At 37.5% G+C, this 12,435-nt stretch carries 10 protein-coding genes; all 10 read right to left on the bottom strand.

Annotated features, from left to right (window positions below; translation table 11 throughout):
- Positions 1-2: 2 nt before the first annotated feature.
- On the bottom strand, positions 3-1,145 hold the full coding sequence (locus ACOKFD_RS02195; protein ID WP_422859751.1) for a carboxypeptidase-like regulatory domain-containing protein: 1,143 nt from the start codon (positions 1,143-1,145) through the stop codon (positions 3-5).
- 5 nt (positions 1,146-1,150) lie between these two features.
- Positions 1,151-2,947: a hypothetical protein gene (locus ACOKFD_RS02190; protein ID WP_422859750.1), complete on the bottom strand. Its 1,797-nt coding sequence runs from the start codon at positions 2,945-2,947 to the stop codon at positions 1,151-1,153.
- Between the two features lie 81 nt (positions 2,948-3,028).
- On the bottom strand, positions 3,029-4,375 hold the full coding sequence (locus ACOKFD_RS02185) for a M24 family metallopeptidase (RefSeq protein ID WP_422859749.1): 1,347 nt from the start codon (positions 4,373-4,375) through the stop codon (positions 3,029-3,031).
- A 55-nt stretch (positions 4,376-4,430) separates the two neighbouring features.
- Positions 4,431-5,048 (bottom strand): TonB-dependent receptor plug domain-containing protein, encoded by a 618-nt coding sequence (locus ACOKFD_RS02180; RefSeq protein WP_422859748.1) that lies wholly within the window; start codon positions 5,046-5,048, stop codon positions 4,431-4,433.
- Positions 5,049-5,129: 81 nt separating this feature from the next.
- Positions 5,130-6,209: an AMP-binding protein gene (locus ACOKFD_RS02175; protein WP_422859747.1), complete on the bottom strand. Its 1,080-nt coding sequence runs from the start codon at positions 6,207-6,209 to the stop codon at positions 5,130-5,132.
- Positions 6,181-7,152 carry a lysostaphin resistance A-like protein gene (locus ACOKFD_RS02170; protein WP_422859746.1) on the bottom strand — a complete coding sequence of 324 codons (972 nt, stop codon included), beginning with the start codon at positions 7,150-7,152 and terminating at the stop codon, positions 6,181-6,183. Before ACOKFD_RS02170 ends, ACOKFD_RS02175 begins: the two co-directional genes overlap by 29 nt.
- Positions 7,143-8,195, bottom strand: a complete 1,053-nt coding sequence (locus tag ACOKFD_RS02165; RefSeq protein WP_422859745.1) for an o-succinylbenzoate synthase — start codon at positions 8,193-8,195, stop codon at positions 7,143-7,145. Before ACOKFD_RS02165 ends, ACOKFD_RS02170 begins: the two co-directional genes overlap by 10 nt.
- A gap of 51 nt (positions 8,196-8,246) precedes the next feature.
- Positions 8,247-10,349: a sensor histidine kinase gene (locus ACOKFD_RS02160; protein WP_422859744.1), complete on the bottom strand. Its 2,103-nt coding sequence runs from the start codon at positions 10,347-10,349 to the stop codon at positions 8,247-8,249.
- Between the two features lie 397 nt (positions 10,350-10,746).
- Positions 10,747-11,502: a response regulator gene (locus tag ACOKFD_RS02155; protein WP_298998496.1), complete on the bottom strand. Its 756-nt coding sequence runs from the start codon at positions 11,500-11,502 to the stop codon at positions 10,747-10,749.
- Positions 11,503-11,535: 33 nt separating this feature from the next.
- Positions 11,536-12,420 carry a 1,4-dihydroxy-2-naphthoate octaprenyltransferase gene (gene menA, locus ACOKFD_RS02150; RefSeq protein WP_422859743.1) on the bottom strand — a complete coding sequence of 295 codons (885 nt, stop codon included), beginning with the start codon at positions 12,418-12,420 and terminating at the stop codon, positions 11,536-11,538.
- Between the last annotated feature and the right edge of the window lie 15 nt (positions 12,421-12,435).

Below are 12,435 nucleotides of genomic sequence, written 5' to 3'. Positions count from 1 at the left end.
AATCATTTTTCTGCTAAATACATTTGAGCGTTCAATGTGCTTTTCTTTCTAGTTTCATAGCATTTTGTCTCATAGCCCTCTTTTTCAAAGCAAAGCACGTCTTTGTACTTTGCATGAATAGCGTATCGTCCGTTCACATCAGTATACACAAGTTCTTTTGTACGTATATTGCGAACACTTACATTAGTAATCATCTTTCCACGATGAATAGAAAAACCAGAAATCATGGGTAAATTGTTTTTTTTCCTTTGATTTCGTCTATTGATTCGTTCAGCAGCCTTTCCGGAAACTAAAACCGAGGATTTCAAATAAAAAGCCATAGCCGAATATGGTAAAGTTTCCCATTCGTCTTGACTAGAAAATTTTCGGAAAGAATCCGTGTCAAATTGGATAGCAGCCATGATTAAACCCAAATTGTCACTTCCATATACTTTTAACAGTTCCAAAGACACTATAAAATCATCTTCTGCAAATACAGAAAAAGGGCGTAAATCGACATCAGCGAATCTCTGTCCTTTTTTTACGGTATATAGGATGTTTTCACGAGAAGTATTTAAGTTCTTGCTAGGTTTTCCGAAACTACCCACATCATAAAAATTGATTCTCAGTAAAACACTATCAGAAGTACTTGACCATATCTCGAACCCCAGCTCATGTAACTTTCTGAGTCCTTTTTTTACCATGATTCGGGTTGCTAACTGCCCCCCTAAGGCCACATTATCTTTCCAGTAACCAAATATGGTCTCTCCTGAATTCTTATATCCTATAGATTCATCAATAAATTCTCCTTGTGCATTTGTAACCACAACTTCATTAAGCTGGACTATTTCGGGACTCAACTTTATTACTGGATACTCGTTGTAGACCAATTCAATTTCACTGACAGGTATTTTAAAGGGTTTATAACCCAGTGACGAGAATAAAATGTTCTCATCAGGAAATGATTTGATAGCATCCATGGACAAATGGAACAATCCTTCTTCATCAGTTACCGTACCAATACCTTTATTTACAATTCCGATGTTTACATAAGGAATAGGAGTATTGGTTTTGGCATCCAATACCCTACCCTTATACTCTTTTTGTGCTGATACTAATAAAGGAACTGAAACCCAAAACAGTAAGATTCCCTTTAATCGCGACATAAAGCTTAACTACCGCTCTTTGAAGTCTTTGTTATTTGAAATAGTTCGCGATTGACATCTTTAATGTCTAGTTTAAAGACCTTAATCTCTTCTCGTTGAGCCTTAGTTCCATAGTTATGATAAATGGTAGTCTTTAGATAAGATGGCGTTAAACTCTTATTACCCAAATACTTTACATTTATTAGCCATGTTCCGGCCAAGGAATTATCTATCAGATACTCGGAAGTTGAATAACCAAAGTCTTTTTCTCTTTTAATAATATCAGGATTGGCCTCAAGACTATGGGTCCATGTGTAAAACTGGTTTTCAGGATTTACAAACTGTAGTTCAAACTCAGCTTCACTATCGCTCCATTCAAATACCAACCTAGTGCCATCAAAATCCTCTCTATCCACTTTTATCTTTTTGCTTCTGGAGGAGCCCACCACATCCGTTTTTTCCAAGCTCAATAGATTGTTGAACTCTCTATTTATCATGGTTGAGAACATTGCTGTATCGGAATTTAAAAAGCCTTCTCTCAATAAATAGAAGTAACGTGCATACAAAATCGCCGATTTTTTAGGTTTGCCAATCCTGCGATTACTGTTTGTCAAATCCATATAGGATTGTAAATAATTGGGACGAAGAATAAATACATCTTTATAGGTTCCATTCGCTTTTTCATCGCGCCCTTGAGCATCATAGATATAGGCCAATGATTTTAAATGAACCGGGTTGTTACTAATATCAGAATACCCTTGCTCAAGAATTTGGTCCGCATACTTTTCTTGCTTCCAGGTATCATAAAAGTATTGATAGGAATCCAAAAGGAAATATGGGGATGACGTATACTTTTGGGCATTTACTTCATAAGAGGATTTGGCTTCTTCAAAAGTAGTAGCGTTTTTAAGTTCCTTGAGATATTCTGGAGCATTGTTCAAAACACTTTCGGCCGTAAGTGCCTTCCCATCATAAAAATTATTTTTAAGCCTGGCCTTATCTATGATGACTCCATTTTTATCTCTTAACGGAGCTGAAATACCATTTTTAGTGTTAATAACAATCACACCACCACTCCCAATACTTCCATATCTAACTGTTCCGGTCAATGAAGAAATAACCGCAATTCGTTCAATATTTTGTACATCTATAAAATCTGGAAACTGAGTAAATATCTGACCATCAATATCAAAAATTGCAACTCCCCTATCCCGACGTAGTACCACACTTCTGCCAGCATTTACTCCTGAAGCTGCTGCAAAACCAACCGAAGCACCTGCTGGCGAAGTTGTCCCAAAACCGAATCCATCTGAAATTATTATCCCAGCGAATCTATTCCGAAGCACGTTGGCCAAATCATATTCTCCTGGTAAAATCCTATCAGATTCCATGGTTCGGACTGAATACGAAGCTTTATTTTTATCTAGATATCCGAATACCGTTTTAATAATGTTTGGATTAAGGTGATAGTCTTCTTCTAGCTCTTTTTGGCTGGCTCTTCTTGTTCTAGTGACTGTTACGTTTTCCAGTTTTTCAATCTTGGGAAACATGTCTAAATTTAAAATCCGGGTTACGTCTTCAACGCGAATTTGCAAAGACTCCATGCCAGGACTAGTGTAGTATAAAATATCACCGGCAGATGCCTGTATTTTATATTTTCCTTCAACATTGGTTTTAACTGAAGTGCCTTGATTAATTATTTGGACATTGACGTCTGATATTGGACTTTCACCATCCTTTATGGTACCAGAAACCCATCGCTCCTGGGAAAAACTAACAAATGAGATACACAGGGCGACTAAAAAGATTAACGTTTTTTTCATAGCTTGATTTTTTTTAAGTAACCTAATGGTTGTGAGAAATTTACCTCTAAAAATTAATCAAATTTCTTGCCATGCGCAATTCTAGTTTCCCAAATGTTTCTTAATTCTAGGGATGAGTAATAGCTCTGTTTGTCTTCCATTTACGTATCTGAATCCATTTTCACCAAAAAACCCTGCTTCTTCCAGCATAATTCGGATATCTCTTTTCCATTCAGGAATATTGATGGTTGTGTTTAATTCAATAGCATAAACTGTATTGGGATTCAATGGGTAGTTCTCCCCGTCATCTTTCATTACACCTTCCTGCGCATCCCACATACCTATAGTGGTGCCCGCTGAGTGTCCATACGTCCCCAAAGGATGGGTATAAATAGCAGGTTTTAAACCAGCGTCACGTGCATCTTTCAAAGACTTCGCCAAAATTTCATTCCCTGTTCTGCCTTTTATCATATGGGAGGTTAAAAAATCTTGAACCCTATTACCATCTTTGAGTCCGTTAATCAGAAAATCGGGTGCATTCTTTTCTCCCGATTTTAGAACATAGGCCAATTCTTGGCAATCTGTATTGAGTCTTAGATATGTTATTCCAACATCGCAATGCACCAAATCACCGGGTAAAATCACCATATCCTCGGGTCTTCCAGAAAATGAATATAAATGTCCTTTCAACTCTTCACTGGTTCGTTGGACATCTACGGTAGGATGAAACCAAGTTTTCAAACCTAAATCCGTAATCTTTTGTCGCATCCACCAGACCACCTCTGAGGTCTTGGTAACCCCTGGTGTAATCACTTTTTCTGAAAAAGCTTCTGCTATTACATCATGGGTAATATCCACTAGTTGATTGTACAGTATCATCTCTCGTTCAGTACGAGTTTCAATCCAACGGACTGCAAGTTGTTCTGCAGAAGTTACCCTATCATGATATTTCTTTGGAAGGTTTGCCATAAACCCATCATAATCCGTCTTGACTAAACCATCTGCAATATTGAAGTCTTTGGAAAAATTTAGGCCTATGGTCTTGGGACTACGCTCTTCAATAAGCTGTACCAATCGTTTCCACTGATTGGGTTCTTTTTCTTTGTCCCATGCAGAGGCAATACTTTTCCCTACGTTGTACCTGGCCACGGCCAATTTCTCGATTGTGCCCTTGGTTTTATTCCTATAGAACAATAAAATGGTCCTTCTTCTGGCATTCAACCAGGTTGATGGAAGCATGGTCTTTAGCACAGGGTCCTCATTATATTCTCTTGAAATCAATATCCACATATCAATTCCTGTATCATCCATGAGCTTTGGAAGCAAGGTGTTGAATCGTTCCTCAAGTATTTCATCAACCACGCGAGCGCGTTCAATCTCAGGTAAGATTTGTTGGGAAAACACAGCGCAGGAAACTGTTAATAACAGAAAGAGTATTACGTTTTTCATAGTTGGTCCATTTATCCATGAAAAATACGAAATACCCTTTAGTTATGGCGTTATTTTAATATGCTCGAAATCCGTTCAAAAAGTAATTAGTTCCAGCTGCCGAAGGAGCCACATGGATGGATTCAATATCTTGTGGATTAAGGGTATTCAAAATGGACGCATCAACACGTATTCCATCCAACAATATAATTGGCGCGTCATTACCTCGAACTCCAAAATTTGGTATGGACCCAGGACTGTTTATGTTGGAAATGGTCAGTGAAGGAACCCTACCTCTTAGTGCATTAAAAATATCTTGTTGTATGACCCACCCATCATTTTTTATAGAATACACTTGAAAAGGAAGTTTTTCTAATTTGATCTCAATATGGTTTTTTTCATTCTTGGTATGGATAATAACCACACCATTGCTGCCAGATTTCCCATAGAGGGTACTGGCCTCTTCACCTTTTAAAACATCTATGGAAATAACATCATCAGGGTCAATGTTCTGAACAATTTCTTTATCCGTTACAGGAGTGCCATCAACAATATATAGGGGTTGGTTACCTTTATTAATTGTTGAAGTACATGTGATGACAAAGGAACTGTCCACTTCTTCTGAAGTTTGACCGTGCAAAAGGGCAGTCAAAAAGTTGACTGCGAAAAAGAAAATGAGAATACTTGTTTTCATATGGCTTATTTTTATATCTAAACAAACCTATATGGGTATTTGAAGAAAAGGAAGTGAGGATTAGGGAAGTATCCTTTTCAATTAGGGAAGTGAGCTTTTTACCAATTCCAAAGTTTTATCACGTTGAACTTTTCCCGTTTTCGTTTCTATAAACTCTTTTGTGCTGATTATTTCCTTTGGAACTTCATATTTCCCAAATGCTCGAGTCTTTCTAATAGACTGCATCAGGTCTTTTGTATTAACATTACCTTCTATTACCAAAACCAGTTTCTGACCCAGGGTTTCATCTGGAACACCGATTACAAAAAATCTGTTTTTTAGAAGTGGTGATAATTTCTTTTCTATTTGTTCTGGAATGAGTTTGATGCCACCTGAATTGATTATAGTATCATACCTTCCCAACCACTTAAAGCTGGTCTTTGAAGTTAACTCTACAAGGTCATTGGTCACTATTGTGCCACTTGAAATTTTTGGAGCGTGTAAAACCAAACATTGTCTATCATCTTGTGAGATTTCAATATGAGGCAAAAGGTTAAAATTACCATCGGTAGTTGGGGTTATTTGCCGAACTGCAACATGTGTAATGGTTTCTGTCATCCCATAGGTTTCAAATACTTTTGAAGAAGTTCCTTGTAAATTTTTCTCCAAGGATAAGGATACCGGTGCCCCACCCAATATCAAGGTTTTAATGCCATCAATTTCTTTAAGTGATTTTTCAGCTTGAAGCGGAACCATAGCACAGAAATCATACGTACTTGCAGTTTGGCCTATGGGTCGGGATGATGGTATTACATAGTCCAAATGCAATCCCAAAAGCATGGCACGTACCAGCATCATTTTACCCGCTATACTGTCGGTGGGAAGACATAACAATGCGGTATCTCCTGGTTCTAAACCGAAATACTGACCTGTTGCCAGAGCAGAGTTGGCCATATGGCTTTTCCGAAGGGTGATTTTTTTCGGAACTCCTGTTGAACCTGAAGTATACACGTCCAGACTAGGCTTTGTAGAACACCAATCCAAGAGAAAATCTCCAATGGATTTTTCAAAATCTATTCCTTCCTTAACAAGACTATATGCCACCTCCAAGAGCGCTTCCTTTGAATGGGAAACACCATTTAGTGCAAATTCCTTATGAATGTTCTGCCAGCTGGGATTCACCTTCTTCTAAAGCTAAGAATTCTTCTTTTGACAATACTCTACCAAAGAGTTTTTCCTTCCAATCGGTCCAATTGTATTTTTTTGAAAAGAAAAGGAGCAGCAATGGGAAAACCACAAAAACGGGAATCAATACATCCCAACCTAATACTGGGTCTGAAATATCTTTATATACGGAATCCGTTTGAAAAGCCGTCCAATCTGCGGTGACCAACAACGCCGTAATCAAGTTATTGGCGGCATGAAAGCCCAGTGCCAATTCCAAACCTTCGTCCATCAAAGTGAGAATACCCAAGAAAAGACCTGTTCCAATGTAAAAAACCATGATACCATAGCCCAGTTTTTCCACCTCTGGATTGAATAGATGCAAAGACCCAAAGAGCAAAGAGGTTATTACCAATGGAACCCACTTTCTTTTTGAAGCAATTCCGAGGCCTTGCATGAGATATCCACGCATATAGTATTCTTCCATACTGGTTTGAATAGGAATCATAACAACCGCTATAGCCAGCAGGATTAGAAAAGGCTGCAATTGAAAATTAAAAACATAATCATCTGGTGATAAATAGACATCTATTAGAATAAATGCCACGGAAACAACACCCCAAAGCAAAAAGGAAAAGAAAATCCTTCCCCAATCTATTTTGCGACGCGTTGTTGTCAACGATTTTAAGGATTGTTTATGTACCACTTTCACAAAGAAAAACAAGGCTATCAATCCCACAGCAAAAGTTAGCAGCATGAGGAACAAAAAAGTATTCACTCCCAAAACCTCAGACATGGCACCAATATCGCCAGATGCCATAGCATTCATTCCAGAATTCATAAGAAGTGCCGCAAGCAAAGGAATAGACCCAACAAATTGCCAAACAGCAAAAACGGAGAAAAATCCTAAAATATATCTCCAGAATTCATGAAATCCTTTATAACCTTGTTCTATGTACATAATTCATGTATTAAGTTCTGTTTCCAGTTTCTATTTTTTCTGTAAAACAATTTCCCACCAATAACCTCAAGAGGACTTTCCAAATTATTGGTGTAAAGGCTCCCAGTCCCCAGACCTTGAGGCATTTTGGTATTCAAAGTGTACGTCCATTGTGCAATGGCATTTAATCCAACATTGCTTTCTAAAGCGCTGGTTACCCACCATCCTATTCTATATGTTTTTGCCAATTCTATCCACTCTAAGGACTTTTTAAAACCTCCTAGCAAACTAGGTTTTAATATGATGTATTGAGGCCTTACGGTTTGTAGTAGTCTTTCCTTTTTTGTTACATCAAAGATCCCAATAAGTTCTTCATCCAAGGCTATGGGTAAGGGAGTTTCTTTACATAGCCTTTTCATGTCTTCCCACTGCCCTTGTTTTATAGGTTGTTCAATGGAATGAATTTCAAATTCGGATAATTGCTTTAGTTTTTCCAAGGCTTCTTGTGGGGGAAAAGCACCATTGGCATCTACCCTTAATTCAATTTCAGATGAAGAGAAACGTTGTCGTATTGATTTAAGAATTGATAGTTCGGTTTGAAAATAAATAGCTCCAATTTTCATCTTGATGCACTGAAACCCTTCTTCCAACTTTTTCTCCAATTGGGAGAGCATAAATGATTCATCACCCATCCAAATAAGTCCGTTTATGGATATGGGTGTTTCTTTTTCCACAAAGTGTGAAGGGAATAAAACAAAGGAATTGTTTGCATTCAAAGACATAAAAGCTTGCTCTAGGCCAAATTGAATGGAGGGAAACTCATTTAGCTGCGAAAAAAGAGCTTCAAATCCTAACTCAATGTTTTGACTTACCCACTGAAGTTTCTCTTCAAAATTGGGAACATCATCATAACTAAGTCCTCTTAAAAGCCCGCATTCACCTATGCCCTTCTTTCCATCTTTTTCAAGAATTATAAACCAGGTTTCCTTTTCTTTTAGGATTCCCCTTGAAGTACCGCTAGGTCTTTTAAAGTTAAGATTGTAACGTGTATAGGTAGCCTTCATGCAGTGTTCCCAAATTTAGGTATAAAATGGGACAAACTGTAAATTTCAAAATTAGCTAAAGTTGAACCAAAAACGAACACCTTCCGAGGCTCTGTCAATATTCAATTTGGACTGTAACTGATTTACCAATCGATTCATCAAACGGATACCCATAGAAGAATTGGTACGTTCATCAGCATCCTCAGGTAGACCAACCCCATTATCTGTATATTCAAAATAACCTTGGTCCCCATTTTTTCGTAAGTGGATATAAATTTTTCCGTTTTCATCGGTTTCTGGAAAGGCATATTTGAAGGAATTTGAAACCAATTCATTAAGAATCAACCCAAAAGGAATAGCGCGGTCAATATCCAGTTCTGTACCTTCAGCATCAATGGTTATGCTGATGTTATGACCTCCTTTTTTGTAAACCGATTGCACACTGTTAATCAAGCTTTCTATATAACCCTGCATTTCGATTACAGAGAGATCATCATTTTGATATAATTTCTGATGGATAAGCGCCATGGCTTTTACCCTACTCTTCCCTTCCTCCAGAGCTTCAATAGCGGACTTACTTCTGGTATTTTTTGTCTGCAGGCTAAGCAGGCTTGAAACCATTTGAAGGTTATTTTTAACCCTGTGATGGATTTCTTTGAGTAATGAATCCTTCTCAATAAGTGAATTCTCTATAATGTGCTTCTGATCGGCAATCAACCTCTGGTTTTTAATACTTTTTAGATAGGCATAAACCAATCCTGCAAAACCTAAAAGTGTAAAAACCAGAGATACCAAAACAAGGTTGATACGGTCATCCTTGGCCTTCATCTCGTTTCTTGCCTGTTCATTGATTCGTTTCTGTTCGTCAATAAGGCGTTGGGAATTCTCTAGATCCTCGTTGGCAACAATGGTAACCAATTGTTGCTTGAGCAAAGAGGCTTGTTTCTGATTTAGAGAATCCTTTATACGTTCATTTTTGCGATAATAGGTAGCCGCATTTCTATAATTCTCCACCCGATCATAAAAAGCAGCCAAAAGTCTGTTCCTTTTTATATCCTGTAAAATGGATGTTCTGTTAAAATCTATATCTAAATTTTTCTTGGCCTCTCTAAACTTCTCTAATTGCAGATTTGCATCAGCCAAATCCAATGTATTGTCCACAACTGCTATTTGATGTGAATTTACCGGAGAAGTCTTCAAAACCTCAATACTACTTTCCAGAAGTGGAATCGCCTCTTCATATTCTCCTAAAAGCACATGGCACTTTCCAATGTTACCCTCTATTTCCGCTTTTAGAAATTCGGTATCGAATAATTCTTTTTCTGTTTTCTGTTTTGAAATATCATTTACAAAAACATCCAGATAGGCTTTGGCTTTCTTTAGCTCGCTTAGGGCTGTAGGTGCTGAATTATCCAATCTTAGGTAGTTACCCACCTTACTGTGGTATTTAGCCAAGCCATACGAATCGTTATCCGCTATGGTAGGCTTCACTTCCATAATGTATTGGTTGCGCGCTTTTCTATGAAGGCCCAGGTTGCTATAGATATCGTAAAAGGCTACATTCTCGGTTATGCCTAATTCTCTCTTGCGCTTTCTAATAACAATCTGTTTATCATAAAGCTGCAGTTTTGCATAATTGTCGTCCAGTACGTCCAAAATCAGTTTTTGGGAAGTGATATCCAAAGTATCACTTGAATCAAACAATTCTCTTGCCAGAACAATACTCTTATCATAATCACCCAAATCATTATAAATCTGGGCCTGCATCAATTTATACTGAAGTATGGCCGGGTCGTCATTGGTTTTTTGGGAATTCCCCAAATATATCTTGACCGTATCCAACCAATCATATGCCGAGTTGATGTTGTAGCGATCCATAGAATTGAAGAAGATATTAAACCGTTCTTCTGGTGCTTCGGCATTTTGGAATTCCTGTAAAACAGATGTTTCATCCGATTCTTGAGAGTATACGGATGGGATTAAAAAAAGAAGAAAAATAAATCCTGCTAAAGCCCCCTTACTGTAAATGTTCATTCTCCTAAATAGATAGTGTTCTTTACTGAACCAAAATTCAGTAATTGTGTTCTTGATGCGTTCCGTGTATGCAATCGTTCTCTTCAAGGTCTGTCTTAGGCTAAATGTTTCAGATTTGGGGGTCAATTTGTTACCATTCATTCCTAATAGAGAACGTTTATTTTACTTCAAAATTAAATTGTTGAGAACTGAGATGTCGAGTATTGTTGTGAAAGTGTCCATTTCTGTTGTGAAAGGCATTTAACTGTATATGAAAGTGTATTTTATCGATGTTTTGAGCACTTAATAGAGAAATTAACCATGAATTAGATACTCAAAAACAAAAAAGGCCTTGCTAACCAAAGCAAGACCCTTTTACGAGAACACTATATGAAAATGAAAAAATTACTTTCTGTTTTAAATACATAGCTAAAGTACACCCGATATGATCTTTTGGAAAACAATTGTTGCGAAATGGGACAAAGTTGTGGTGAGCTCGTTCTATGACATAAAAAAAGCGCCAAATGGCGCTAATTCTATATTTAGTCAGGATTTCCTATCAACTATTCATGGAGGATATGATAAACTCCTTGAAGTCTTTGGAAATAGGAATCAAGTTATTATTTATTACAATGTCTTTTGAGTTTATTGCATCTATATGATCCACATTTACAATGTAAGACTTATGCGCTCTGTAAAATTTATTCTTTGGTAGTTTCTCCAAATAATCCTTTAAAGGGGAACGAACCAAAAACTTTTTATCTGCCGTATTCACCTCCAAATATACATTATCGGCTTTGATGAATTGGATATCAGTAAACTGAATTCGGTAGTATAAATGTTGTTTCTTCACAAAAATGGAATCCTTCAACACTGAATTTGAGGTAAAGGCATCTCCTTCGTTTCCGGCAATTTCTTTTGTGTTTTCCTTTCGCGAATAATTGAAATTGGAAAGTGCAATCTCTATAGAAGTATAAAGGTCCTGTTGTTCAAAAGGTTTTACCAAATAACCATCAGGTTTTACCGTTTTTGCATTTTCAACTGTCGCTCTATCAGAGTTGGAAGTGACAAAAATAAACGGGATGTTATAGTGCTGTCTAATATGTTTGCCTAAATCAATTCCTGTCTTATCCGAAGCTAAAATGATATCAATCAAAACCAAATCAACTTCATTGTTCTTTAGAACATCTACGGCTTGCTCATAGACAATGACGTTGTCCACTATTTCATAGCCTATTTCCTCCAACATGGACTGCATGTCATCTGCGATGATCACGTTATCCTCTACAATCAATATCTTAATGGGGTTTTCCAAGTCAAAATTTGTTTAGAGAGTTATCAATCAAAATTACAAAAAATAATTTACGGCTATTAAAAACAGGATGGACAACAGAAATGTGCTCAAGGCCAATTTCTTTAATTCACTATCCAACTCGATAGGTTCCGTAGTGCGCATCACTTTCACCAAATGAATGAAAATGGGTATAAATGCCAAAAAAAACCAACTTGATTCAACGGGGATTTTCTTAAGCCAACTATAGAGCAGCATGGAAAGAAAACTGATTGCAATCAAAATAAAATGATACCTTTTTCCATTTTCAAAACCCATCTGGACCACCAAGGTGTTTTTACCAGATTTTTTGTCCGATACCACATCTCTAAGGTTATTCAAATTCAAAACCCCTACACAAAGAAGTCCTATTGCAATTGCGGGAAGTACTGCAGCCCAGCTCCATGTTTTGGTATATAGAAACAAGCTCCCCAAAACGCCTAGCAAACCGAAGAACGTAAAAACCGCCAAATCTCCCAAACCTTGATACCCATAAGGTTTAGAGCCCATGGTGTATTTTATTGCAGCCCAAATACTAAGAACGCCCAAAACAGTGAAAATCAGAAAATAGGACATGTACTCCAACCCAAAAGCTACATACAAGAGCGTGAAAGCCAAAAACAGACTGATACCTGACGAGAGAAGTATTCCGGTATTTAGATTTTGCTTGGAAATTAGTCCTGCCTGTAATGCTCGAGATGGTCCTATCCTATCTTCGTTATCGGTTCCCCTAACCCCATCACCATAGTCATTTGCAAAATTGGATGTTATTTGAAATCCTATTGTGGTCAACAACGCTAAAGTGAGAATATAACCATTGAATGCTCCAGCGGAGATAGCCAAAGCAGTTCCCATGAGTATTCCAGAAATCGATAAGGGAAGTGTCCGCAAACGGGCGGCCATCAACCAGGCCTTAAA

It is taken from the genome of Flagellimonas ulvae (assembly GCF_049333175.1).
Taxonomy (GTDB): domain Bacteria; phylum Bacteroidota; class Bacteroidia; order Flavobacteriales; family Flavobacteriaceae; genus Flagellimonas.
Note: the sequence above shows the minus strand (reverse complement) of the source record. Positions and strands in the feature narration are given on the sequence as shown.